Here is a 24343-nt window from a genome sequence, read left to right as displayed (position 1 = left end):
CTCACCGTGTCTGCCTCGACTTCGCGATCTCATCCGTCGCCTGTCGTGGGGATACGGGGCATTCACCGTAACCTGTCCATCACGTTCTACGCCCTCCCCTCGAGGGTCACTAGAGCCAGTCTTTCGACATCGATTGGTCCAGCCCGGCGATCGGTAGCTGGCCCCGTTTACCCAATGGGCGATAAGAGCGCATCACGGCAATCCACCGGGTGGAAATGCCCTATAACAGGGCAAAGCGTGTCGAAAAGGACGGCGCCTCCGCCATGCCCGGGCACCCGGCGAATGCCCAATATTGTCGACAACCCTGATTCTGGCACCATCACCGGAGCGCAACTGGCCCTATCCCTGTCAAATTCTCCCTCCGTAGGCTAGGATTCATGGCATAAGAAGCTGGATAGAAATGGACAGGAAACTTGACACCGGAGCGACCGGGTCAGAAAGAAGCAAGTAAAACTCAGCAAGCCGAAAAGCTCACTCAAGCAAATAACAACAAGGAGCTGAAAAAGTGATAGGCAAGATTTACGACAAGATCATCAATTCAATAGCCGAGATCATGGGCCTGATTGGTTCCCTGCTGATTCTCTACTGCATGATCTTCGGCGTCACGGATGTCTTCCTGAGATATGCCCTGAATTCCGCATCCCAATGGATCGGCGCCACCATCCAGGCCGCCATGGTGCTTATCGCCTGCATGGGGGGAGCCTATGCCCTGAAGCATGGCGCCTTTATCAAGCTCGACCTCTTCTACGAGAAGTTCTCCGCCAGAAAGAAGGCAATCTGCGACATCATCACCTCCTCACTGACTTTCGCTTTTCTTGGCGTACTGATTTGGAAGGGAATGGATGCCGCCCTGTTGTCCATTAAGTTCAACCAGACAACACCCACGGCCATTCCCATTCCGATCTATCCGGTGAAAACCGTGATCCCCCTGGCCGCATGTGTCGTACTTCTGATAGTGATCCAGCAATTCGTCCAGGATGTTAAGACCGTTATCAAAGGTTCGAAAGAATAAATAACAACGAATTCGACGGCGACAACAGCCGCGATACCCGCAGAAAGGTAGAAAAAGGAGAGAACACATGACAACTACAAAACATACCATTTTCGCCAAGACCTTGATCTGTGCAGGGGTCATGGCCTTTACGCACTCCGTCGCCCAGGCGCAAGAGGATGGCCCCCCGGACGAGGTCACCACCTGGACCTTCCAGCCCGCCTTCGACTCGTCGGATGCCGGCTGGGACAACGGCCTGATTCCATGGATCGAGGCAGTGGAGGAGGCGACTGAGGGGACGGTGAAGATCAAGCTGATGCCTGCCGGCTCACTGACCAGCGGCTCCGAAGCCTTCATGGCAGCCGCCGCCGGCATGACCGACGGGTACGCCGGCTGGGCGTCGGTCTATGGTGGCGACCTGCCCGAAGGCATGCTGGCGTTCGGCCTGGCGATGGGGGCCAACAGCCCTGAAGAGGCCTGGGAGGTCATGTGGGGAGAGGACTACCGAGTCGGTGATCTCGTGCAGGAGGCGGCCCATGAGCGCAACCTCCACTGGATCGGCTGGACCGACCAGGGCACGAACGCCATGTTCACCAAGTTCCCCGTCGAGAAGTTCGAGGACCTGGCGGGCAAGAAGATGCGTGCCGGTGGCCCTCAGGCGCTGTTTCACGAGGCGCTGGGCGGAACGGCGGTCTCCATGGGCGCCGGCGACATCTATACGGCCATTCGCCTCGGCACGATCGAAGGCACCTATTGGGACACCGGCGGTATCGACGACATGTCGTTCGATGAAGTCGTCGACTATGCCATCCAGCCGGGCTGGAACCCTGCCCAGCATCAGGAAACCTTCGTCAACCTCGACGCCTGGAATGCCTTGACCGACTGGCAGCGCGAACAGATCGAGGGCGTGTTCAAGGACACCTACTTCGAGACGAGCCAACTGCATGCCGATCAGGTCGATATCGCACTTCAGTCCCTGAAGGACGAGGGCGGCGAAGTGATCACCTTCTCGGACGAAGAGGTGGAGAGGATGCGTGAGTTCTCCATCAACGAAGTCTGGCCCAAGGTGGCGGCGACCTCTGAACGCAATGCCCAGGGCGTGGAGATCTTCAAGCAGTTCATGAAGGACAAGGGATACTACTGAGTCCTGAAAGACTCAGCAGACCTGCCATAGGGCGACTCACACTCCCGATCTTTTGGCTGTCGCTTGAAGATCGGGATTTTACTGACAGCGCCTCGCGGCGAGGCCGGAGTGCGGCATCTGGCACCAGGACACCGACCACTGCGCTCGGCCAACGCTAGGGAACCAGTGCTTGACGTCTGAACCATCCAACGAAGGCCTACTCGCGGGACAGTTTGTTGACAAGGCAGCCCGACAATCTCCAAGAATAAGGTTACCTCATGAGCCTTGAACTCATAACGCTTCTCTACTTCGTGTGCCTCTTTGGCGCTTTGTTCCTGGGGTTACCCGTTGCGTTCGCGCTGGGCGGCACGGCTGTTGTGTTCGCTGCCGTGATCGACCCGAATGCCTTGCTGGCCATTCCCAGTGCCTTCTACTCCACCCCCTGGAACTCGGTGCTGGTCACGGTGCCCCTCTTCTTGTTCATGGGAAGCCTGATCCGCTACTCAGGCATTGCAGACGCCGCCTATGAAGCCGTCTATAAACTGATCGGCCATGTCCCTGGCGGCCTCGCCATCGGTACCGTACAAGTCAGTACCATCTTTGCCGCGGTCACCGGCATCACCCCTCCGGCGACGATCACCATGGGCCAGATCGCCTATCCCTCGATGATGAAGTACGGATACAATCGCAAGATCGCGATTGGCGCCATTGGGGCGGGCGGTGCACTGGGTGCTCTCATTCCTCCCAGCGTGCCCTTCATCTTCTATGGCCTGCTGGCAAACGCCTCCATCGGCAAGCTCTTTCTGGCCGGCCTGCTTCCGGGACTGATGCTGGCCGTCTTCTATACCATCTACATCTGGCTACGCTGCAAGTATCAACCGGTCATGGGACCGGCACTGCCTGACGACCAGAAGTTCTCCCGCCGTGAAAAGTTGCGCTCCCTGGTCGGGATCTGGCCCTTCATCCTGCTGATCGTTATCGTTCTGGGCACCATCTGGGGAGGGATCGCCACGCCCTCCGAGGCCGCGGCCTTCGGTGCCACCAGCGCCTTGTTGATCAACATGGCGAACGGTCGCCTGACCATGAAAGTGTTCAAGGACTCGTTGAGCACCACCGTCAAGCTGACGGGCATGGGGCTCTGGATCCTGATCGGGGCCAGCATCTTTCTCAATGTCTTCAATACATTGGGAAGTCAGGACTTGATCACGGAGATGGTACTCGCCATGCCTGGTGGTACCACTGGCATCCTGTTGTTGATGATGCTGATCATCCTCATGCTCGGGATGGTCATGGATGACTGGGCCATCATCATGCTGTGTACCCCCCTCTTCCTGCCGATCATCGAGGCCCTGGGCGTCGACAAGATCTGGTTCGGGGTCCTCTTCATCGTCAACATCCAGATTGCCTACCTGACGCCGCCTTTCGGCTTCGTGCTGTTCTGGATCAAGAGCATCCTGCCCAAGGACGTCGGCTGGAGTGATGTATACGGATCCGTGGGTCCCTTCGTGATGCTGCAGCTGCTCGGCCTGGGCCTCGTCTTCCTGTTCCCCCAGATCGCGATCTGGCTACCGGAACTCTTCGACTGAGACGGTCTCCGCCTGATCCCACCGGCCTGGGGCTCAACGCGCAATGACCACATTGCCGAGCCCCATGGCCGACCTCCGCCCTCCTCCCCCTGACCTCACGCCAGACACTCCGAGAGACGTTTCACGACCATGCCCTTACTCACATCCCTCGAAGGACGGCACGCCGCGCCGCCCAGAATCGGCCACCGGCGACTGCTGCAAGGGCTCGCCGGCATCGGTTGCGTCCTTGTCCTCACACTGATCCTGCAACTCTCCGGGGCCCTGGGGGACCGACCCGGCACGCCCTGGCTTCAGCTGTCGGCCGTGGCCGGAGGGTGTCTGCTCATGACGCCCCTGCTGTTCAGTCTTGCCAAGCGCAGCCCGTTGTCGGTCAGCCCGCCCCGCTGGTTTGCCGCCCACGTCCTGGCCAGCATGGCCGGCTTCATCTTCATCAGCCTGCATGTCGCCGCTGGAGACCTGTTCAGCACGCCAGGCGTGCTCTATCTGCTCCTGGTGTTCCTGATCGTTCAGGGCGTCGTGGCGCGGGTCTTTCTGTCCCGGCAGTTTTCCCGGCAGTTCGGCTCGCGGGAATCCAGCTTCACCGTCACGGATGCAACGCGCCGTGAACTCGCCGAGGTGATCGCGGCCAAGAGCCGTCTGTTGACGCGTCTCGATCCCCAGGCCAGCGAGGCCTTGTTCTCGCCCAACCTGCGCCATGCCGTGAGGCATCCCCTGCTGACGTGTCGCTATGTGCGCCTGGCGTCTCGGGAGGCTCGCCTGGTGGGGGCGCGTCGCCGCGCCGGTCGTCCGCTGTCGATGTGGCGTCGCCTGCATATCCTCGCGGCCTGCCTGTTCCTGGCAGGCATCGTCCTTCACTTGGTGCTCGTGACCTTCTTCGCCGGCTATGTGGCGGGCGATGACGCTATCTACTGGTGGCACCTGGCCACATGGGGAGGAGAAACATGAGCCAGCTATGCCTGAGCATCGATCTGGAGCGCTGCACCGGCTGCAAGAGCTGCGAGGCCGCCTGCAAGCAGGTCAACGGCCTCGGTCCCGATGAGTATCGCAACAAGGTCATGTGGCTGGGCGATCCCTCGCTGCCCGAGCTGGACTTCCTGACCGTGACCTGTCAGCAGTGCGAACGCCCGGCCTGCCTGAGGGCCTGTCCGGTGGTTCCCAAGGCGCTGAGCAAGGATCCGGACACCGGGGTGGTGAGCGTCGATGAGTCGCTCTGCACCGGCTGCGGAGAGTGCGTGCTGGCCTGCCCCTACGGCGCCATGGGCTATGACCCGGTGGACAATCACGCGGTGAAATGCGACCTCTGCGCGCCCCGGCGCGCCCGCGGCGAGATGCCCGCCTGCGCCAGCGTCTGCCCGACCCGCGCCATCACCTTCGGCAAGCGAGAGGACCTGGTGAACCTGGCCCATGAGGCCGACAAGCCCATTCGCGACCACGACCACTTCCTGCAGGGCCCGTCCACGCTCTATCTGGATCGCGCCGTGGATGTGGGAGGCGCGGCCCCCAAGGACCCGCTGGTCGACAAGCACCCGCCGGCCGTTCAGGGGGCACCTCCCTCGGGGGCAGCCCCCACCTCGAAGTGGGTCCAGATCCCCTACCGCAAGGTCGACGATGAGCAGCCGGACGAGATCAAGCCGGGCGGCTGCAATATCTGCTTCAACGGCTGCACCCTGAAGTTCGGCATGAAGGACGGCGAGGTAGTCCGCATCCTCGGCAACGACGAGGACCCCGTTTTCCAGGGTCGTATCTGCGCGAAGTCACAGATGACGCTGCAGCTCTACCGGAATCCGAGTCGCCTGACTCACCCCCTCCGGCGCCGCGGCCCCCCCGGCAGCGAGACGTTCGAACGCGTCAGCTGGGAGGAGGCCCTGGATGACATCGCCAAGCGGCTGCTGGCCATCCGCGAGCGCCAGGGCAGCGAGGCCCTGGCCATCCACATGGGCACCCGCACCGGGGTGCTCAACATCATGGGCTTCGTTCCCATGTTCACCCAGCTGTGGGGAACACCGAACTTCTTGACCACCGAGCCGTTCTGCGATGCGAGCAAGGTCGTCGCCCTGGAGCTGACCCTGGGCTCCACCTGTCAGCCCAATGTCTACACGCCGGAGGATATCGGCAGCGCCGACCTGCATGTGTACTTCGGCGACAACCAGGCCGAGACGCGGCCGGTCAACTTCGGCATGGTCAATGACTGGCGATTGCGCCGCGGCGCCGGGATGGTGGTCATCGATCCTCGGCTGACCGCTACCGCCAGCAAGGCCGATCGCTGGCTGGCCATCCGTCCCGGCACCGACATGGCCCTGGCGCTGGGGCTGATCCATGAGATCTTCCGTCAAGGCTGGCATGATCGCCCGTTCTGCGAAGAGTGGGTCGCGGGCTGGGAAGTCTGGCGAGATTTCATCCAGGCGCAAGGCTACACCGTCGACTGGGCCAGTGATCTCACCGGCCTCGACGCCGGGCACATTCGGCAGCTTGCCAGGGACATCGCCCATGCCGATGGTTGCATGATCTTTGCCAGCCGCGGCATCAACCAGCACAGCAACGGGACACAGGCCAACCGGACCTTGATGTTCCTGGCCGCCATCACCGGTAACTGGGGACGCCGTGGAGGCGGCTACTTCAATGTGGCTTCCGAACCGGACTGGGGACGCGTCCAGGTCCCGGAGGATCACCGGTCACCGATCGATCGCCCGGCGCTGGGCAATAGCCCTCGCCGGTGGCTGCAGGGCATGCTGGACGGCGAGCCCTATGCCATTCGCGGCCTGATCACCGGCAACAATCCCGCCGCGCACTGGCCCGACCAGCAGCGGGTCAAGGAGGCCCTGGGCTCCCTGGACCTGCTGGTGCACATGGACCTCTTCTTCAACGAGACCTCGGCGCTGGCGGATTATGTCCTGCCCGCCGCCACCGGGGTGGAGAAGGGGGGCATCAGCCGCCTGGCGGAAGACCGGCGAATCGTCTGGAACGACCGCCTCATGGACCCTCCCGGGGAGGCCCGCTCGGACCATTGGTTCTGGATCGAGCTCGGCAAGCGACTGGGCTACCAGTCGGTGCTCCAGGAGCGCTACAAGGACCCCGCGGTCTTCTGGGACGAGGTGCTGCGTCAAGCCACCCCGTCACTGAAGGGCGTGACCATGAAGCGCCTGACCTCCACCCCCTATCGCTGGGTCCGCATCCCCGTGGCGGAAGAGACCGCTACCGAGCCAGATACGCTCTACCTGGAAGGCACGACCGCCTTCGGCTGCGAGCCGGGCAAGCGCTTCCCCACGCCCAGCGGGCAGCTGGAGTTCTGGAACCCGACGATCGAGGCGAAGTTCCGCGCACTGGGCCTGTCGTCGCTGCCCTATTTCTACACCGAGGCGGAAGCAAACGCCGGTCATCCGGGGGTCGTTCTCGAGGATCGTGCCGCCGAGACATCGCCTTTCTTCCACTCTCCCACCCTGGCCGACGCCGTCTCGCTGCAAGCATCGACGGAAGACGACGGGACGGAGTGGGACACCCAGCTGGTGACCGGACGCCCCACCGCGTCGCACTTTCATTCCTGGACGCACTACTTCTGGCAGGCCCAGGAAATGTGGCCGGATCTCTATTGCCAGATTCACCCCGACAAGGCGACTCCCAAGGGCATCCGGGACGGTGAATTGCTGATCGTCGAGTCTCCCCAGGGCCGCCTCGAGGCCAGGGCCTGGGTGACCTCGGGCATTCATCCGGACGTGATCTTCATCCCCATCGGCTGGGACACACGACAACCCTTCCACCCCTGGGGATCGGTCAACGACCTCACGGATGGCACCCTGGACCCCGTGTCCCATCAGAGCAATCTGAAGCTGCATCGCTGCCGCGTCCGGGCCGCCCGGGAGGCGTGAACGCCGCCCTCGGGCACGGCCCCGAGGGCGGAATAATCCACTGGCATTCCTGACATGTCCTTGGCATGATCGTCGGGCTGTTACTTTCCCTTGCCGCGGCGCTTGATGGCGACCCGTGGCATCTTGGCCTGAGCCCCAAATGATCGAGCTACTCTTCCACCTCGACCCCGACCGACCGGAAAGCCTCCAACGCCAGCTCAGGGAACAGATCGCCCGCGCCATCCTCGATGGTCACCTGCCCCTGGAAAAGGCGCTGCCGTCGAGCCGCAAGCTGGCCAAGGAACTGCACGTCGCCCGCAACACCGTGATGCTGGCCTATGAGCACCTCCTCGATGACGGCTACCTCATCGCCCGCAAGCGCAGCGGCTACTTCGTCAATCCCGAGATCCTCGAGGGGCGGGCCGAGAAGCCGGTACGGCTGAACGATATCGACGCCGAGCGCCTCCCCTGGGAGGAGCTGCTGACCATGCACCCCTCCCGGCAGCAGACCATCAACAAGCCCAGCGACTGGCATCGCTACGAGTTTCCGTTCCTCTACGGCCAGATCGATCCCGAGCTCTTCCCGACCCAGCACTGGCGGGAGTGCAGCCGCGATTCGATGAGCGTGCCGGCGATCCGCAGCTGGTCGGTGGACCACCTCAACGACGACGACCCGCTGCTGATCGACCAGATCCACAAGCGGCTGCTGCCGCGCCGGGGCGTATGGGCCAAGCCCGAGGAGATCCTGGTGACGGTCGGCGCCCAGCAGGCGCTCTGGATCACCTGCATGCTGCTGCTCAAGGCCGGCCGGCGCTTCGGGATGGAGAATCCCGGCTACGTCGACGTCTACAACATCGCCCGCACCTTCACCGACGACATCCACCTGCTGCCGGTCGATGACCGGGGCATGCGCCTCGACCCCGACATCGCCGACTGCCAGCTGCTCTACGTGACCCCGAGCCACCAGGCGCCGACCACGGTCACCATGCCGCTGGAGCGACGCCGCCAGTTGCTCGACATGGCCGAGGTCGACAACTTCCTGATCATCGAGGACGACTACGAGAGCGAGACCAACTACCTGGAGAATCCCACGCCGGCGCTGAAGAGCCTGGATCGCCACAACCGGGTGATCTACGTGGGCAGCCTCTCCAAGACCCTGGCGCCGGGCCTGCGACTGGGCTACATGGTCGGCCCACCGGCGCTGATCCGCGAGGCCAGGGCGCTACGGCGGCTGATGCTGCGCCACCCGCCCACCAACAACCAGCGCGCCGTGGCGCTGTTCCTGGATCGCGGCTATCACGATGCCCTGCTGCGCCAGATCCACCAGGTGTTCCATAGCCGCTGGCAGCGCATGAACGAGGCGCTGGCCCGGCACCTGCCCCACGCCTTCGTCCCCTCGACCTATGGAGGCTCGTGCTTCTGGGTGAAGGGCCCCGAGGGACTCGACTGCCACGCGCTGCGCCGCCTGGCCGCCGAGCAGAGCATTCTGATCGAGTGCGGTGACATCCACTTCTTCGACGGCCCCCACCTCGAGTACTTCCGGCTGGGCTTCTCGGCGATTCCCGAGGACCGCATCGAGGCCGGCATCGAGCGGCTGGCGGCGCTGATTCCGCAGGCGGTCACCGCCGCCTGAACAGCGCTCTCCTCAGGCCATCTCGACACCGCCCGCTCGATGTCCCCGCCCACAAGAAAGCCGCCCCGAGGGCGGCTTCAATCGCTGGGCAAGATGATGCCTAGATCACCTCGTCCTTCAGGTGGTACCAGCGGTAGAGGAAGCGCTGGCCGAAGCGCCGGAAGGGGGCGAACGCCTCGGACTCGACCTTCTCGCGCAGGTTGGGGAACGGCAGCCGGGAGGTGAAGATCGGCAGGTCCAGCTCCTGGCCGTGCCCGGCGATCCACTGCGCCAGGCGCTTACCGGCCTGGGCCGAGTACATCACGCCGTTGCCGCCGTAGCCCAGGGCGTAGTAGACCGTCTCCTTGGCATCGGGCTGATGGATGCGCGGCATCATGTCGTGACTGACGTCCACCCAGCCCCACCAGGAGTAGTCGATGTCGACCCCCTTGAGCGTCGGGAACTTGCGGTGCATATCGCCGATCAGCATCGACTCGTACTTCTTCTGCGGCGCATCGCGGCCGGTGATGGCGCTGCGGCTGCCGATCTGCAGTCGGTTGTCCGGCAGCAGGCGGTAGTAGTGGCGCAGGATCCGGGTATCGGTGATCACCTGGCGCGTACGCAGGCTGCAGGCCTCGATCTCGTCGTCGGTCAGCGGCCGGGTGACGATGGAGTTCGAGAGGATCGGCAGCAGGCGGTTCTTGAGCTCGCGATGCAGGCTCTGGGAGGTGTAGCCGCCGGTGGCGATGCCCACCGCCCGTGCCTTGACCACCCCACCCGGGGTCTTGAGGTAGTGCACGCCGCCGCGGGTCTCGAAGCCCTGCACCGGGCTCGCCGGGTGAATCTTCACGCCCAGCGCGCGAGCCTTGCGGTGGTAGCCGAAGGCCAGCTTGCCGGCGTGGATGCCGATGCCCTCCGGCTCGTGCATGGCGCCGGCCGCCTCCTGATCGCCGATCCAGTCACGCTTCACCGTGTCGGCATCGAGGATCCGCGCGTCGTAGTCGAAGGTCTCGCGCAGCAGCTTCGCTTCCTTCTCGAGGGTCGGCATCACCTTGTCGCGATGGGCCACATAGAGATGGCCGCCGGGCTGGGGATCGCAGTCGATGTCCTTGATCAGCTCCTTGAAGGTCGCCATGCCGTCGAGGCACTCGCGATGCAGCTTCAGGGCGGTGTCCAGGCCATAGCGCTGGATCCACTGGGAGCGCTTGAGGCGCCCGGAGGCACACTGGGCCTGGCCGCCGTTACGGGTCGAGCAGCCCCAGCTGGCGCGGTTGGCCTCGAGCACCGTGGCCTTGATGCCGTACTCCTGGGCCAGGAAGATCGCCGCCGTCAGCCCCGTGAAGCCGGAGCCGATGATGACCACATCGGCGTCCGTGTCCTGGGTGATGGGCCCGTCATCGGCCGGCGGCTCGCCGGCGGTGCCGATCCAGTAGGTCGGCGCATAGTCACGACCCGCCCCCGGGGTGGTGCTCTTCAGGGGGTCATAGGCCGGATCATATGGCTGGGAGGGTGAGGTACTGGTCGCCTCGGTCTCCGCCCTGCTTCTTGGCATTGTTGTCTCCATGATCGGACTCCTCACAGTCTAGATGCCTTACTCGAACCCGAAGCGATCAGGCGTTGACCGGGGGACGGTTCTTGCGGAAGGCGTTCTTCACGGCGATCTTGCCGTCGCGGAAGGTGAAGGCATCGATCATGCGCGCCTCGGAGCGCACGCCATCGGTGGTGGTGCCCTGGTAGGTGGACTCGGTGAAGCCCTTGTCGCCGATCACGTGGTGCTCGGCATCGGTCCAGCTGGCGTCGGGGGCGGTCTTCCAGGCGTTCTCGAGGCCCTGGCGGACCTCGGCCTGGCCGACAAAGCTCTTGCCCTGCAGCTCCGGGCCGGCGATGGCGTGGAAGACGCAGTCGTCGGTCATCATGCTCATGACGGCATCGATGTCGTGACGGTTCAGGGCGTCGCTGAAGGCTTCGAGGAGTGCGGTAGTCGGTTGGCTCATGTCGGGCTCCTGAGGGTTATGGTTGTTGAGTCTGTCTCGGATAACGGATGCGGTTGAGGCATCACGGCGGCACATAGGCCGCGAACGAATCCAGCGTACTGCCAAAGCCGAGGGGGCATTAGCGCCAGATGCATCCCGGCGGTTGGACCAGGGCGGCCACGACGAAGATCCCGGCGCGAGTGCCGTGAGACGGGCAAAAAAAAGGTTCATCGCACTTTGCCGGGAAATGCGGCACGGATCTTCAGGAAGAAGTACGCCGTGTCGCGATACCCGTAGGCCATCCGCTTGATGACCTTGATCCGGTTGTTCATGCCCTCCAGCACGCTGGTGTTCAGCCGGTGCCGGGCGCTGGACAGGATCCCTTCGAGGTACGGGACCAACCGCTTGGCGAAACGTTCCAAGGCCTCGATGCCACTGCTGGTCGCCATGGCATGCCACTCCTGCCAGGCGTTTCGGGCGGTGGCTTCGTCGTCGGCAAACCACAGGGTCTTGAGCTGATCCTTGAGCAGGTACGCCGTGGTCAGTGACGCATTGGCCGCCAGCAGCTCCTCCAGCTTCACCGCCTGCTCGGGCTTGAGATTGTCGGCGTTGCGCAGCAGCAGCCAACGACTGCCCTTGATCACCTTGCGGGCCGCCTTGTCGTCGCGCAGCTGGTTAGCCTGATCGACGCGTACCCGATCCATCACTTCGCGCCCGTACTTGGCCACCACGTGGAAGCGGTCGTAGACCACCTCGGCGTTGGGGCACTGGTCCTTCACCTCACAATCGAAGGCCGAGTTCATGTCCATGGCCACGGCCTCGATCAGCTCTCGTGCCTCGCCCAGCCACGCGAAGAAGGGGCGGATCGACTCGCGGGAGCGGCCTTCGCCGATCCATACCACCTGCTGAGTGTCGGCGCAGGCGACCACGGTGGCGTAGCGGTGTCCCTTGTGCAGGGCAAACTCGTCCATCATCAGCCGCCGCAAGCGTGTCGGATCCGGTGCCGGCAGGTCGCGTTGCAGGCGCTGCTTGTCGATGGTCTTGACGGTATGCCAGTGCAAGCCGACCAGATCCGCGACATGCCGGATCGGCAGCAACGTGACCAGGCGCTCCACCCACTGGCGCAGTGTGGTGGTGACCGGCGAGCGCCCGGGTAGCCAGTCGATGCGCTCTCGTGTCGGACCACAGGTCGGGCAGCGCAGGCGCCGCACCGGGACATCCAGCTCCACTCGGTAGATCAGCAGCGGCGCCTCGCGGACGCGCCGGCGATGCACGTCATGGACCAGGCAACAGGCGTGGTCACAGCCGCTGCAGACAGGCGGGGTCAGGTCATCGGGCTCCAACTGGAGCCGTAGCGTCTGAGGATCCAGGAACTCGTGGTGGGCGACAGTGAACCCTTTCCAGAACAGGCTGAGCGGGGTAGCATCCATGGCAACGGCGGTGTCCGTAGGCTGACGTTTTGGCGAATATCAGCTTACTCGGATTCACCGCCGTTTCTCTATCCAGCCCTCGCCTCAAGCCCTGCCTGTTTCACGCTGATCTGCGAAGAACCAAAAAAAACCCCCGGCAAGGCCGGGGGAAACACGTTGCAGCACGTTCGGTTGGAGGTTCGATCAGACGTAGTCCTGGTACTTCTCGAGCAGGCGCACCGGCTTCTTCAGCGCGTCGCGGCGGAAGGGGTCGCCAAGCTCGCGGGTGCACATGACCTCGATGACGCAGGTCTTGCCCTCGTTCATCTGCATGTCCACCGCCTTCTTCAGCGCCGGACCCACGTCCTCCAGGCGGTCCACGGTGATGCCCTCGGCACCCATCGCCCGGCCGATCTCGGCGAAGCTCTGGTTGTCCAGCTCACCGGCCACGAAGCGACGGTTGTAGAACTCGACCTGGTTCTTCTTCTCGGCGCCCCACTGGCGGTTGTGGAACACCACCGCGGTCACCGGGATCTCGTGACGCACCGCGGTCATGATCTCCATCAGGCTCATGCCCCAGGCGCCGTCACCGGCGTAGGCGATCGCCGGACGCTCCGGTGCGGCCACCTTGGCGCCCATGATGGTCGGCAGCGCGTAGCCGCAGTTGCCGAAGCTCATCGGGGCGAAGAAGCTGCGCGGCTTCTCGAAGCGCAGGTAGCTGTGCGCCACGGCGTTGATGTTGCCGATGTCGGTGGAGACCATCACGTCGTCCGGCATGGCCTTCTCGAGCTCGCGCAGCACCTGGCGCGGGTGCAGGTACTCGCCGCCGGAGAACGGCGTCTCGCCCTTGGCCTCGTCGATGGCGTCGAGGCTGAACGGGTCCTTCTCGTGGGTCCACTCGTCGAGCTCGCGCTCCCAGGCGGCCTTCTCGCTGGCGATCTGCTCGGCGCGCTCGGCCTTGGTGGCGTCGCAGGCCAGGTCGCGGCTGGACAGGCGCTCGGTGATCGCCTCGGCGGCTTCCTTGGCGTCGCCGCAGATGCCCACGGCGATCTTCTTCACCAGGCCCAGCATCTTGTGGTCGGCGTCGATCTGGATGATCTTGGCGTCCTTCGGCCAGTAGTCCATGCCGTGCTGCGGCAGGGTGCCGAACGGCCCCAGGCGGGTGCCCAGTGCCACCACCACGTCGGCCTGACTGATCAGCTTCATGCCGGCCTTGGAGCCCTGGTAGCCCAGCGGACCGCACCACAGCGGGTGGCTGGCCGGGAAGGAGTCGTTGTGCTGGTAGCTGTTGACCACCGGCGCGCCCAGACGCTCGGCCAGCGCCTTACAGGCCTCGACGCCGTCGGCCATCACCACGCCGCCGCCGGAGACGATCACCGGGAACTTGGCGTTGGCCAGCAGCTCGGCAGCCTCGTTGAGGGTCTTGGTACCGCCCGGGCCGCGGTCGAGGCGCGCCGGCTCGGGAATCTCGCACTCGATCTCGCCGTAGAAGTAGTCGCGCGGGATGTTGAGCTGGGTCGGGCCCATCTCGGACATGGCGCGGTCGAAGCAGCGACCGGTGTACTCGGCCATGCGCGCCGGGTGGGTCACGTGGCCCTGGTACTTGGTGAACTCCTGGAACATCGGCAGCTGGTGGCACTCCTGGAAGCCGCCCAGGCCGATGCCGGTGGTGCCGGTCTCGGGGGTCACGATGACCACCGGGCTGTGCGCCCAGTAGGCCGCGGCGATGCCGGTCACGCAGTTGGAGATGCCGGGGCCGTTCTGGCCGATCACGGCGCCGTGGCGGCCGGAGACGCGAGCATAGCCGTCGGCCATGTGCGCGGCGCCCTGCTCGTGGACCACCGGGACCAGGCGGATGCCGGCCGGGGCGAAGATGTCCATGGCGTCCATGAAGGCCGAGCCCATGATGCCGAACATGTCGGTCACCCCGTTGGCGACCAGGGTCTCCACGAAGGCTTCCGAGGGGGTCATCTTCTGCTTGCCTTTCACGACCTGGCGGGTATCTGTGGTGTCTTGGGTGCTCATGGGGTGTCCTCCGAGCCCGTCATCCGGGTTGTCTTATATGAGATGATTTATTCCGGCTTCCGGAATACGGAGAGACTCTAGGCAGCCAGGCACCCCCCGTCAAGGACAAATTCCATAAAACGATACAATTTGATTCTTTTTGCGAAACTGATCTATGCTCAGCGTACGCTCCGGCAGCGACGTCCCCTGCCAGCGGTTTCGATCAGGGACGCCCAAGGTCAACGGTCCCACGGGCCGAGGAGACGGTGATGACAGACCCCATGAATGCCCAGCCCGACATCCAGGTGTCGGTGCGCGACCTCTTCGGCATCGACAGCGATCTCGAGGTCCCGGCCTTCAGCTGGCGCGACGAGTACGTGCCCGAGGTCGACGAGGCCTATCGCTTCAACCCCGACGTGACCCTGGCGATCCTCGCCGGCTTCACCCGCAACCGCCGGGTGATGGTTCAGGGGCTGCACGGTACCGGCAAGTCGACCCATATCGAACAGGTGGCGGCACGCCTCAACTGGCCCTGCATGAGGGTCAACCTGGACGGCCATATCAGCCGCCTCGACCTGGTGGGCAAGGACGCCATCGTGATCCGCGACGGGGTGCAGGTCACCGAGTTCCAGGAAGGCATCGTGCCCTGGTCGCTGCAGCGCCCGGTGGCGCTGATCTTCGACGAGTACGACGCTGGCCGCCCGGACGTGATGTTCGTCATCCAGCGCATCCTCGAGCGCGATGGCCACTTCACGCTGCTCGACCAGAACCGGGTCATCCACCCGCACCCCTACTTCCGGCTGTTCGCCACCGCCAACACGGTGGGGCTGGGCAACCTGTCCGGGCTCTACCAGGGCACCCAGGTGCTCAACCACGCCCAGATGGACCGCTGGAACATCGTCGCCAAGCTCGACTACCTGCCCCGCGAGGAGGAGGCGGCCATCGTGCTCGGCCGAGTGCCCAGCAAGGACACCGAGAAGGGCCGCGAGCTGATCGCCTCGATGGTGGCGGTGGCCAACCTGACGCGCCAGGGCTTCGCCGCCGGCGACCTCTCGACCCTGATGTCGCCGCGCACGGTGATCACCTGGGCCGAGAACTGCGAGATCTTCCGCAATCCGGCCCTGGCCTTCCGGCTCTCCTTCCTCAACAAGTGCGACGAGGCCGAGCGGCCGCTGGTCGCCGAATACTACCAGCGCTGCTTCGGCGAGGAACTCGACGAATCCTGGATGAAGGAGGCGAGTGCCTCATGACCCTGAGCGCCCAGCAGCAGGCGCGCCGCCAACAGCGGATCGAGGAGCTGTGCGCGGCCAGCCTGCGCGCCCTGACCGGCGAGGCCGACCTGCACTACCGCGGCCGGCGCCTCTACCGGGGCGAATCGCGCCTGTCGACCCTGGCGCCACACCTGCGCGTCGATCCCGCCCAGGATGACTTCGCCGACTGCCGGGCCGCCGCCGACGGCATGGCCCTGCGCCTGCTGCACTCCGATCCGGCCCTGCACCACGCGCACCGCCCGGAGGATCCGGTCGAGCGACTGGTCTTCGAGCTGCTCGAGCAGCTGCGCGTGGAGACGCGTGTCCCCGACGACATGCCCGGCATGGCCGACAACCTGGTGCAGCGCTTCGAGAACTGGTCGCGGGCCTTCTACCGCTCCGGGCTCACCGAGGGCAGCATCGGCCTGCTGCTCTACACCGTGGCCCAGATGTGCTGGTCGCGGCTGAATGCCAAACCGGTGCTCGAGGAGACCGAGGACTACATCGAGGGCACCCGCGCCTCCCTGGTGCGCGCGCTCGGCACGGCGCTCTACGGCCTGCGCCGCCAGCGCCACGACCAGGCGGCCTACGCCGAGCACGCCCTGGCCATCGCCCGGATCGTCGGCAAACGCGTTCGCGACGAGCGGGAACAGGCCGGCGAGAACGACGACGAGGAGCCGGAAGAGGCGCCCAGCGACGCCTTCGCCCTGCTGCTCGACCTCGAGGATGGCGAGGGCGACGAGGACGGGGTCGCCGCCGCCACCACCGGGCACAGCAAGACCTTCGAGGACGCCGCCCTGGCCTATCGGGTCTTCACCACCCGCTTCGACCGCGAGGTCGCAGCGGGCAGCCTGGTGCGCCGCGCCCTGCTGCGCGAGTACCGCGAGACGCTCGACCAGGCCACCGCCGAGCAGGCCATCAACCTGCCGCGCCTGGCCCGTCGGCTGGGCAGCGTGCTCTGGGAGCCGCGCGTCGACGGCCGCGCCTTCGGCGAGGAGGAGGGCCGCATCGACGGTCGGCGCCTCGCCCAGCTGGTCAGCTCGCCCACCGAGCGCCGCCTCTTCTATCGCGACCAGGTGAAGCTCGGCACCGACTGCGCCGTCAGCCTGCTGATCGACTGCTCCGGCTCGATGAAGCACCACATCGTGCCGGTGACCCTGATGGCCGAGAGCCTGATCCGCGCCCTGGAGATGATCGGGGCGAGCACCGAGCTGCTCGGCTTCACCACCGGCGCCTGGAACGGCGGCCGCGCCTACAAGGCCTGGATGAGCGGCGGCCGCCCCCGTGGCCCGGGCCGCCTCAACGAGGTGTGCCACATGGTGTTCAAGGATGCCGAGCGCAGCTGGCGACGCGCGCGCACCGACATCGCCGCGCTGCTCAAGCCCGACCTGTTCCGCGAGGGGATCGACGGCGAGGCGGTGGACTGGGCCTGCGAGCGCCTGCTCGCCCGCCCCGAGAAGCGCCGCATCCTGATCGTGATCTCCGACGGCTGCCCGGCGGACAGCGCCACCAACCTGGCCAACGATCCCTACTACCTGGACAACCACCTCAAGGAGGTCGTCGCCCGGCGCACCCGCGAGGGCCAGGTGGAGGTGCTCGGCCTCGGCGTGGGCCTGGACCTGAGCCCCTTCTACCGCCGCTGCCTGGCCACCGACATGGCCCAGGCGCTGGATACCCACCTGTTCGACGAGATCGTCGAGCTGATCGGCGGCCGCCACCGGCGCTGATCCTCGACGCCCGATCTTCCAGAGGAGAGCCCCATGCCCGTCAAGGTCATCGACATCGGCCATGATCCCGAGACGCAAACCCACCGGCGCCTGGCCGACCTGCCGGACCGCGTGGTCGAGGGCGACCCGCACCACGACGCCACGCTGAACTTTCAGAGCCCCGACGGCCGACTGATCGCCGGCACCTGGACCAGCACCCCCGGCAAGTGGCACGCCTTCACCGGTCGCGACGAGTTCTGCTACATCCTCGAAGGCCACGTGCGGCTGATCGCCGAGGACGGCAGCGCCCAGACCTACCGCACCGGCGACGCCTTCCTGATTCCCGACGGTTTCCGCGGCTACTGGGAAGTGATCGAGACGACCACCAAGCACTTCGTGATCCGCCACCACGACAGCGACTGACGACGGAGAGAGCGCATGGCCAAGACCCGCATGGTGACCCAGTTCGGCATGGGCACCTCGATCCGCAGCCGCAACTATACCGAGGCCGCCGCCCGGGCGATCCGCGATGCCCTGTGGCACAACTCGCTCAACGTCGCCGACGCCTTCGGCTTCCCCAAGGAGGCCATGCTGATCGACGTGGAGATCGGGGTGCAGGACCCCGCCGCCGTCGACCCGGCGGCCCTGCTTCGCATCTTCCCCTACGGGCAGCCGACGGTGCGCCTGGTCAAGGGCGGGCTGGACGTGGACAAACCCGACGGCAGCGGCACCAGCGTGATCGCCAACGCCGCCATCGTCGTCTCCTTCGACATGGAGCCCGATCATGACTGAGCGACGCATCATCCTGGAAATGGGCACCGGCAACGACCTCTACGGCGAGGACTACACCAAGGCGGCCTGCCGCGCCGTGCACGATGCCCTGCACCACTCCTCCATCGTGCTGTTCAAGTCGCTGGGCATCGACCATCGCGAGATGCGGGTCCAGGTGACCATCGGCGTGCAGGCCCCCGACCGGGTCGACACAGAGGTGGTGGCGGCCGAGCTGCCCCGGGGCCGCGCCGAGGTGCGCGTGGTGCACGGCGGGCTCAACGTCCACGACCCCGTGCAGGAGACCACCCACGTGGTCGCCACCGCCGCCATCGCCGCCCTGCTGCCCCTCGAGGAGGGCGTCTGGCGGCTCTGCGACCACGACCGCTGAGCCACGCCACTGGGGCCGCCGAGCGCCGCTCGGCGGCCCCTGCCCCGCTCAGGACGCGTTCAGGAAGCGCTGTGGCGAGAGTGCCTGGGCGTCTTCGGGCAGTGCCTCGCCATCGACCAGGCCGGCCACCAGACGTCCCGTCTCGGCCGACAGCGTGAGCCCCAGATGCCCATGCCCGAAGGCCAGCATCAGCCCCGGCTGCCCCGGCACCTCGCCGATCACCGGCAGGCCATCCGGCGTCGAGTGCCGAACCCCCACCCACTCCTTGGCCACCTCGACCGGGCGGCCGAACAGCGTCGTGCCCCAGTCGGCGAGCCGCGACCAGCGGCGTCCGTTCGGCGCCTTGCCAGGCGGGCAGAACTCGGTGGTCCCGGCCAGCCGTATCCCCTCCTGCATCGGCGTGGCATAGAAATGGTGGGTCAGCCAGCCGACCGGCCGGTTGAGGGCCAGCGGCGTCTCCAGCATCACGTGGTAACCGCGCTCGCTGACCACCGGCAGGCGCATGCCCAGCGACCGGAGCAGATCGTTGTTGGCGATGCCCGCACAGAGGACCACCCGCTCCACCTCCAGGCGGGTCTCGCCGGCCTGCAGCCGCCAGCCTCCCGTGGCGAGCGGCGTGAGCGCCTCGACGCGAGCGGACACATGGGTGAAGCCCTCGCCCTCCAGGGCCCGATGCAGGCACCGGCTGAAGTTCAGCGGGTCGCGCAGCGAACGGGTCTCGGGGAAGTAGAGGGCGCCGCCGAGCCCTTCGGCACTCAGCTCGGGCTCCAGCCCCAGCACGTCCGCCGGACCGAGCGCCTCGCAGGCCACGCCGTCAGCGCGCTTGGCCGCGGCCATGGCGTCCAGGGCCGACGGCGAACAGGGCGCGTCACGGAAGACCTGCAGACAGCCGGCGGCCCGATAGAGCCGCTCGCCCCCGAGCGCATCGAGCAGCGCATGCTGGCCCGTGATCGCCCGATCGATCAGCTGCACCAGGTCGGCCTTGTGACGAGCGAAGCGTGCCGGCCTCGCGGCACGCAGGAACCGCCAGCCGAAGCCGGCGAGGGCCGGCGTGTAGCCCGGATCGATGCCGATGGAACGGTCGGACCGGGCCAGCATGGCCGGCAGCTGGCGAAGGGTCTCGGGGCTGGCCATGGGCGCCGTGGCGTAGTTGGCGATCAGGCCGGCGTTGCCGAAGGAGGTGCCCTCCCCCGGCGGCTCGGGATCCACGAGCCTGACCTCGTGCCCTCGCGCGCGCAGGGCATGGCTGACGGCGAGCCCGACGATCCCCGCGCCGATCACGGCAACGCTGGTCATGGGCGGCACTCCCGACGGGTCGAGGGACTGGGCTGGCCCGCGACCACCAGGTCGATCGCCTGCACGATGTCATACACCGGCAGGCCCGAGACCTCCCTGACCACGTCCGCGAAGGCGGAGAGGTCGGTGCACTCCAGCACGATGGCCTCGAGGGGGCCTCGCGCCATCAGGCGACGCGTGGCCGCGGCCACCTCCTCGGCGATGAGCGCCATGTCGAGATCATGGCGTCGTCCCTCCAGGATGACCTCACGGAATTCGGGCGCCGCTTGCAGCCCCTCGATGCCGAGGCCGTCGGTCCCCGAGGCACGCCCGGCGCCGCGCAGGTGAGCCTCCCCGAGGGCGTCGGCATCCGCGGTCAGGACGCCCAGTCGGGCCGACGGGCCATGCACGATCTCGAGCCAGGGCAGGAGGGTCAGGCTCGACAGCACGACGGGCACGGAGACCGCCTCGGCGACCTGCCGCTGATAGCGAGCCATGAAGCCGCAGCTTCCGGAGACGACCCGGACACCGCCCTCCTCGAGGAAACGGGCACGATCGATCAGCAGCTCCAGCAGTTCATCGCCGGGATGGTGCAACAGCCCCGGAATGTCGACCCCTTCCATGACCTCGTAGACCACCGGGTAGTCGAAGCTGCGGGGATGGCGCAGGTGGCCGAGCGGCTTGGCAAACCAGGACTCCAGGCAAAGCACGCCCAGCGGGGTGTCGGTGTAGCGCTGACCTCCGGGCAGGATGCGGTGATTCATTTCCGTTGATCCTTCTAAAGGCGTCGGGCCCGGACCGGACATGAGGGCCATGGTCCGGTTCGAGTCCTACGATGACGTGATCGATGAAAGCGGGGGGATGGTCGACGGCAGGCGGTAGTGCGACATGGCGTGAGTCGACGAGGCCAGGCCCTGAACAGGGCCTGGCGGGTGCCACTCAGTTGTCGCGATAGAAACGCCAGGAGGCGATTCCCACCCCGACGGCGGCGATCACGCTGATCGCGCTGACGGCATAGAGGGCGAAGGCATAGGCAGTCATGGTCGTCTCCTCACTGAGCGTAGGGGGCCGGGGCGTCGGGCACCGCGCGGAAGCGGCGATAGACGAGGGTGAACACCGCGATATTGGCGATCACACCGGCGATCAGGGCGGTGAGGCCGGTGGCGGCCTGCAGGTCGAAGGGTCCCCACTTCCAGAGGATGGTCACCAGGGCCCCGGCCAGCATGGCGGCGATCGCCGAGCGCGAGCAGCGCAGGTCGAAGAGCACGGCGAAGACGAACGGCAGCAGGATGGTCGGCGCCCAGAGCGCGTAGCTCATCAGCAGCGCATCGACGATGGAGGTGGCGTAGAGGGCGAAGACCACCGCCCCGAGGCCGATCAACAGGTTGACCACGCGCTCGATCCACAGCCGCTTCGTCTCGCTGACGTCGGGCTCGATGAAGGGCTTGTAGATGTCACCGACGAAGATCACCGCCGCCGAGTTGAGGTAGGAGTCCGCCGTGGACATCACCACCGCCAGCAGGGAGGCCAGCACCAGGCCGGTGATGCCGATCGGCAGGGCATCGCGGATCAGCGTCGGCATGGCCTGGTCGGGGGTGATGTTCGGGTAGAGCACCAGGGCGATCAGGCCGATGGTGGCGCTGACGAAGTAGAACAGGAAGCCGAAGCCGCCGGCCACCGTGTAGCCGATGCGCGCGTGGCGCGAGTCCGGCGCCGACAGGGCCCGCTGGGTGTAGGGCGGCACCAGGGTCTCGCCTAGCAGGAAGGCAATGAAGAGGCTCACGAACATCCCGATGGAGTAGTCGCCCATGATGCTGAAGTGCGCCTCGGGCAGTCGCTCCACCAGCGCGGCGGGGCCGCCCAGGTCGTTGATGCCGATCAACATGGTCATCGGCAGGAAGATCGCCAGCATCAGGAACTGCACCACGTCGGTCTGGATCACCGCCCACATGCCGCCGACGGTGGAATAGAGCAGCACCACCGCCATGCCGATGAGGATGCCGGTGGAGACCTCGATGCCGAGGATGGCATGGAAGACGGTACCCACGGCCAGCGCCTGGGCGCCGAGGATGCCGATGCAGAACACCAGCGAGAAGATACCGGTGAACAGCCGGGCGCTGCTGCCGAAGTGATGCGCCATGATGTCGCCCACCGTCTGGGCGTTGGTGTAGCGCTTCAGGCGCGGCGCGATATAGAGCCCGGCCAGCACGGTGGCGATAGGGAAGGCCGAGGCCGCGAACATGAAGGCGTAGCCTTCGTCGAAGGACTTGCCGGCACGCCCCATGGAGGCGCCACCGCCCAGGAAGGAGGCGGCCAGGGTGGCGAAGAGCACCGGCCAGATGATCTTGTTGCCGGCCACGGCGAAGTCCGAGCTGTCGGAGACCTTCTTGGCACTGCGATAGCCGATCACGATCAGTATCGCGAAGTACACGAGAAGACCCAGGAGGTCGATCGAGTTCATGGAGGGGACACCTTTGTTTCTGTTGTAGGTGCGGTCAGCTTCTTCGCTTCATGCTATAAAGACAACTGAAGCAAACCTATGAAGTCATAACTACAATTTAGACCCCACCCCATGAAGATACGCCACAACCTGCGGCAGCTGCAGATCTTCCAGGAGGTCGTGCGGACCGGCAGCCTCTCCAAGGCGGCGCGCCGGCTGGAACTCAGCCAGCCGGCGGTCAGCACCGCGATCGCGAACCTCGAGGAGGAAGTCGGCTTCCTGCTCTTCCGGCGCAACCACTACGGCACCGAACTGACCGCCGAGGCGCAGCACCTGGCCGAGGGGGTCGACAAGGTGCTGGCGTCGGTCAAGCACCTCGGCGAGCTCTCCGAGGGCCTGCGTCAGGGCCAGGCCGGCAAGCTGACCCTCGGCTGCATGCCGGGGCTCTCCCCCACCGCCATGCCCCAGATCATGGCGGACTATCTGCGTGACCATCCCGACAGCCAGCTCTCCCTGCAGACCTTCAGCTCGACGAAGATTCACGACTGGGTGGCCGAAGGCCAGTTCGACCTGGGGGTCATCGAGACCCAGGACGACCTGCACGAACTGGAGGTCACGCCCTATCGGCTGCGCATGCACGTCGCCCTGCCGCCCGAGAGTCCGCTGGCCAGGCGCCGCGTGATCACCCCGAAGGACCTTCACGACCGGCCGATGATCACCCTGAACGAGCATCATCAGAGCACCCTGAAGCTGAGGGATGCCTTTCGCGCCGAGGGGGCACGTTGCCGGGCCGTGATCGAGACCCACCTGTTTCCCTCGGCCATCAGCCTGGTCAATGCGGGCCTGGGCCATGCCCTGGTCGATCCGGTATCGGCCGACAGCTTTCTCAAGCGACGCGATTGCCGGGTCACGGTCGTCCCCTTCGAACCGGCCATCGACCTGGAGATCGCCCTGATCACCTCGCGCTTTCACCCGCCCTCCCGGCACTGCCAGCGCTTCCTGCCCTACCTCGAGGCCGGACTCGAGGCCTGGCAGCAGCACTCACGGCAGCCCCTCATGGGGGAAGCGTGAGGCTCAGACGAGCTCGGTGGCGATCAGCCCGCCGCCGATCACCATCAGCGTCACGAAGGCGATGCGGCGCATGGCCAGCGGTGAGAGCCGGGGCGGCCAGCGCCGACCGGCATAGGTGGCCACCGCCACGGCGGGAATCGCCCAGGCGGTCAGCACCAGGATCTCGAGGTTGAGCCCGCCCGTGGCGGCGACGAACAGGGTCCGCATGCTCGACGTGCAGGCGAAGAGCAGGATCAGCATGTTGCGGATCGCCACCGGCTTCAGCGGCTGGCGATAGCACTGGTAGATCACCGGCGGCCCGGCGATGCCGAAGAGCCCGCCGCAGAGTCCCGACAGCACGCCGCTTATGAAGAAGCTGATCCGCGAGGAGAGGGTCTCGCGCTGGCGCGGGCGCAGCACCAGGCTGAGCCCGCCGTAGCAGACCAGCAGCCCCAGGGCGATGCGCAGCACGCTCTCGGCACGGCTGCTCATCAGCTCGAGCAGCAGCACGCCGATCACGGTCGCCGGCACGATGCCGAGCACGGTCGCCAGGACCACGGCCCTGTCGAGATGCTTCAACTTGCCCGGCAGGGCCACCGCGCTGTTGGTCAGCATCATCAGGCTGACCACCGCGGCCACCGAGGCCACGGGCGCGACGTCCAGTCCGCTGGTGGCGCCCATCACGATCATGCCCAGCCCGAAGCCGGTGACCGTCTGGAAGTAGCCGGCGATGGCGGCGATGGCGATGAAGGAGAGGAGTACCTCGAGGGTCATGGTGCTGTCGATCCTGTGTGGCTCCCCTCCTGACGCGAATCGATCGGGGAATGGAACGCGGCCACGCGCCGGCCGGCGCATGATGGGACGAGCGGACAGACGATGACTCCGTGTGCCGGGCCTCGGCCCGGCTCGCCCTGACGGCGTTC

General features: G+C 66.0%; 20 protein-coding genes. 12 read left to right on the top strand and 8 right to left on the bottom strand.

Going from position 1 to position 24343, the window contains the following annotated elements; all coding sequences use genetic code 11:
- Nucleotides 1-505: 505 nt before the first annotated feature.
- The 6 genes from FIU83_RS04130 to FIU83_RS04105 all read left to right on the top strand — a co-directional run bounded on the left by FIU83_RS04130 (nt 506) and on the right by FIU83_RS04105 (nt 9175).
- Nucleotides 506-1012 (top strand): TRAP transporter small permease subunit, encoded by a 507-nt coding sequence (locus tag FIU83_RS04130; RefSeq protein WP_152482897.1) that lies wholly within the window; start codon nt 506-508, stop codon nt 1010-1012.
- A gap of 67 nt (nt 1013-1079) precedes the next feature.
- Nucleotides 1080-2135, top strand: coding sequence for a TRAP transporter substrate-binding protein (locus FIU83_RS04125; RefSeq protein ID WP_152482896.1), 1056 nt, complete (start codon nt 1080-1082; stop codon nt 2133-2135).
- A 257-nt stretch (nt 2136-2392) separates the two neighbouring features.
- Nucleotides 2393-3700, top strand: a complete 1308-nt coding sequence (locus FIU83_RS04120; protein WP_152482895.1) for a TRAP transporter large permease subunit — start codon at nt 2393-2395, stop codon at nt 3698-3700.
- Nucleotides 3701-4024: 324 nt separating this feature from the next.
- Entirely contained in the window at nt 4025-4645 is a 621-nt protein-coding gene (locus FIU83_RS04115; RefSeq protein WP_152482894.1) for a hypothetical protein, read from the top strand.
- The gene (locus FIU83_RS04110) at nt 4642-7563 is read left to right on the top strand and encodes a molybdopterin-dependent oxidoreductase (RefSeq protein ID WP_152482893.1); all 2922 of its coding nucleotides are present in this window, start codon (nt 4642-4644) and stop codon (nt 7561-7563) included. The genes FIU83_RS04115 and FIU83_RS04110 overlap by 4 nt, the downstream gene beginning before the upstream one ends.
- A 139-nt stretch (nt 7564-7702) precedes the next feature.
- On the top strand, nt 7703-9175 hold the full coding sequence (locus tag FIU83_RS04105) for a PLP-dependent aminotransferase family protein (protein ID WP_152482892.1): 1473 nt from the start codon (nt 7703-7705) through the stop codon (nt 9173-9175).
- A 100-nt stretch (nt 9176-9275) separates the two neighbouring features.
- Here FIU83_RS04105 and FIU83_RS04100 read toward each other — a convergent pair whose 3' ends face one another.
- The 4 genes from FIU83_RS04100 to xsc all read right to left on the bottom strand — a co-directional run bounded on the left by FIU83_RS04100 (nt 9276) and on the right by xsc (nt 14561).
- Nucleotides 9276-10706 carry an FAD-binding oxidoreductase gene (locus FIU83_RS04100; protein ID WP_152482891.1) on the bottom strand — a complete coding sequence of 477 codons (1431 nt, stop codon included), beginning with the start codon at nt 10704-10706 and terminating at the stop codon, nt 9276-9278.
- Nucleotides 10707-10764: 58 nt separating this feature from the next.
- Nucleotides 10765-11148: a nuclear transport factor 2 family protein gene (locus FIU83_RS04095; protein WP_152482890.1), complete on the bottom strand. Its 384-nt coding sequence runs from the start codon at nt 11146-11148 to the stop codon at nt 10765-10767.
- 206 nt (nt 11149-11354) lie between these two features.
- A complete protein-coding gene (locus FIU83_RS04090) occupies nt 11355-12557 on the bottom strand; it encodes an ISL3 family transposase (RefSeq protein WP_152482218.1) in 1203 nt (400 codons plus the stop codon).
- A 183-nt stretch (nt 12558-12740) separates the two neighbouring features.
- A complete protein-coding gene (gene xsc, locus FIU83_RS04085; protein ID WP_253939532.1) occupies nt 12741-14561 on the bottom strand; it encodes a sulfoacetaldehyde acetyltransferase in 1821 nt (606 codons plus the stop codon).
- A 248-nt stretch (nt 14562-14809) separates the two neighbouring features.
- On the opposite strand from xsc, the gene FIU83_RS04080 reads away from it, so the two are divergent.
- The 5 genes from FIU83_RS04080 to FIU83_RS04060 are packed head-to-tail and all read left to right on the top strand — an operon-like array spanning nt 14810 to nt 18655.
- The gene (locus FIU83_RS04080; RefSeq protein ID WP_152482889.1) at nt 14810-15790 is read left to right on the top strand and encodes an AAA family ATPase; all 981 of its coding nucleotides are present in this window, start codon (nt 14810-14812) and stop codon (nt 15788-15790) included.
- Nucleotides 15787-17517, top strand: a complete 1731-nt coding sequence (locus FIU83_RS04075) for a cobalt chelatase (protein ID WP_152482888.1) — start codon at nt 15787-15789, stop codon at nt 17515-17517. Before FIU83_RS04080 ends, FIU83_RS04075 begins: the two co-directional genes overlap by 4 nt.
- A gap of 33 nt (nt 17518-17550) precedes the next feature.
- Nucleotides 17551-17919, top strand: coding sequence for a cupin domain-containing protein (locus FIU83_RS04070; protein WP_152482887.1), 369 nt, complete (start codon nt 17551-17553; stop codon nt 17917-17919).
- 15 nt (nt 17920-17934) lie between these two features.
- Nucleotides 17935-18288 carry a Lin0512 family protein gene (locus FIU83_RS04065; protein WP_152482886.1) on the top strand — a complete coding sequence of 118 codons (354 nt, stop codon included), beginning with the start codon at nt 17935-17937 and terminating at the stop codon, nt 18286-18288.
- On the top strand, nt 18281-18655 hold the full coding sequence (locus FIU83_RS04060) for a Lin0512 family protein (protein ID WP_152482885.1): 375 nt from the start codon (nt 18281-18283) through the stop codon (nt 18653-18655). The genes FIU83_RS04065 and FIU83_RS04060 overlap by 8 nt, the downstream gene beginning before the upstream one ends.
- A 48-nt stretch (nt 18656-18703) precedes the next feature.
- Here FIU83_RS04060 and FIU83_RS04055 read toward each other — a convergent pair whose 3' ends face one another.
- The 3 genes from FIU83_RS04055 to FIU83_RS04045 form a co-directional block, all read right to left on the bottom strand.
- Entirely contained in the window at nt 18704-19951 is a 1248-nt protein-coding gene (locus FIU83_RS04055) for an FAD-binding oxidoreductase (protein ID WP_152482884.1), read from the bottom strand.
- Nucleotides 19948-20694 (bottom strand): aspartate/glutamate racemase family protein, encoded by a 747-nt coding sequence (locus FIU83_RS04050; protein WP_216645052.1) that lies wholly within the window; start codon nt 20692-20694, stop codon nt 19948-19950. The genes FIU83_RS04055 and FIU83_RS04050 overlap by 4 nt, the downstream gene beginning before the upstream one ends.
- Nucleotides 20695-20981: 287 nt before the next feature.
- Nucleotides 20982-22391, bottom strand: coding sequence for a sodium:solute symporter (locus tag FIU83_RS04045; protein ID WP_216645051.1), 1410 nt, complete (start codon nt 22389-22391; stop codon nt 20982-20984).
- Nucleotides 22392-22502: 111 nt separating this feature from the next.
- On the opposite strand from FIU83_RS04045, the gene FIU83_RS04040 reads away from it, so the two are divergent.
- On the top strand, nt 22503-23441 hold the full coding sequence (locus FIU83_RS04040) for a LysR family transcriptional regulator (protein WP_152482883.1): 939 nt from the start codon (nt 22503-22505) through the stop codon (nt 23439-23441).
- 3 nt (nt 23442-23444) lie between these two features.
- Here FIU83_RS04040 and FIU83_RS04035 read toward each other — a convergent pair whose 3' ends face one another.
- The gene (locus tag FIU83_RS04035) at nt 23445-24194 is read right to left on the bottom strand and encodes a sulfite exporter TauE/SafE family protein (RefSeq protein WP_152482882.1); all 750 of its coding nucleotides are present in this window, start codon (nt 24192-24194) and stop codon (nt 23445-23447) included.
- Between the last annotated feature and the right edge of the window lie 149 nt (nt 24195-24343).

Source organism: Halomonas sp. THAF5a (assembly GCF_009363755.1).
GTDB lineage: Bacteria > Pseudomonadota > Gammaproteobacteria > Pseudomonadales > Halomonadaceae > Halomonas.
This window is presented reverse-complemented; position numbering and strand designations above follow the sequence as displayed.

Bases quoted from the DNA above. Each gene is read 5' to 3' on its own strand.
- FIU83_RS04125 (WP_152482896.1), top strand. From the start codon at position 1,080: ATGACAACTACAAAACATACCATTTTCGCCAAGACCTTGATCTGTGCA.
- FIU83_RS04120 (WP_152482895.1), top strand. From the start codon at position 2,393: ATGAGCCTTGAACTCATAACGCTTCTCTACTTCGTGTGCCTCTTTGGC.
- FIU83_RS04115 (WP_152482894.1), top strand. From the start codon at position 4,025: ATGACGCCCCTGCTGTTCAGTCTTGCCAAGCGCAGCCCGTTGTCGGTC.
- FIU83_RS04110 (WP_152482893.1), top strand. From the start codon at position 4,642: ATGAGCCAGCTATGCCTGAGCATCGATCTGGAGCGCTGCACCGGCTGC.
- FIU83_RS04105 (WP_152482892.1), top strand. From the start codon at position 7,703: ATGATCGAGCTACTCTTCCACCTCGACCCCGACCGACCGGAAAGCCTC.
- FIU83_RS04100 (WP_152482891.1), bottom strand. From the start codon at position 10,706: ATGCCAAGAAGCAGGGCGGAGACCGAGGCGACCAGTACCTCACCCTCC.
- FIU83_RS04095 (WP_152482890.1), bottom strand. From the start codon at position 11,148: ATGAGCCAACCGACTACCGCACTCCTCGAAGCCTTCAGCGACGCCCTG.
- FIU83_RS04090 (WP_152482218.1), bottom strand. From the start codon at position 12,557: ATGGATGCTACCCCGCTCAGCCTGTTCTGGAAAGGGTTCACTGTCGCC.
- xsc (WP_253939532.1), bottom strand. From the start codon at position 14,561: ATGAGCACCCAAGACACCACAGATACCCGCCAGGTCGTGAAAGGCAAG.
- FIU83_RS04080 (WP_152482889.1), top strand. From the start codon at position 14,810: ATGACAGACCCCATGAATGCCCAGCCCGACATCCAGGTGTCGGTGCGC.
- FIU83_RS04075 (WP_152482888.1), top strand. From the start codon at position 15,787: ATGACCCTGAGCGCCCAGCAGCAGGCGCGCCGCCAACAGCGGATCGAG.
- FIU83_RS04070 (WP_152482887.1), top strand. From the start codon at position 17,551: ATGCCCGTCAAGGTCATCGACATCGGCCATGATCCCGAGACGCAAACC.
- FIU83_RS04065 (WP_152482886.1), top strand. From the start codon at position 17,935: ATGGCCAAGACCCGCATGGTGACCCAGTTCGGCATGGGCACCTCGATC.
- FIU83_RS04060 (WP_152482885.1), top strand. From the start codon at position 18,281: ATGACTGAGCGACGCATCATCCTGGAAATGGGCACCGGCAACGACCTC.
- FIU83_RS04055 (WP_152482884.1), bottom strand. From the start codon at position 19,951: ATGACCAGCGTTGCCGTGATCGGCGCGGGGATCGTCGGGCTCGCCGTC.
- FIU83_RS04050 (WP_216645052.1), bottom strand. From the start codon at position 20,694: ATGAATCACCGCATCCTGCCCGGAGGTCAGCGCTACACCGACACCCCG.
- FIU83_RS04045 (WP_216645051.1), bottom strand. From the start codon at position 22,391: ATGAACTCGATCGACCTCCTGGGTCTTCTCGTGTACTTCGCGATACTG.
- FIU83_RS04040 (WP_152482883.1), top strand. From the start codon at position 22,503: ATGAAGATACGCCACAACCTGCGGCAGCTGCAGATCTTCCAGGAGGTC.
- FIU83_RS04035 (WP_152482882.1), bottom strand. From the start codon at position 24,194: ATGACCCTCGAGGTACTCCTCTCCTTCATCGCCATCGCCGCCATCGCC.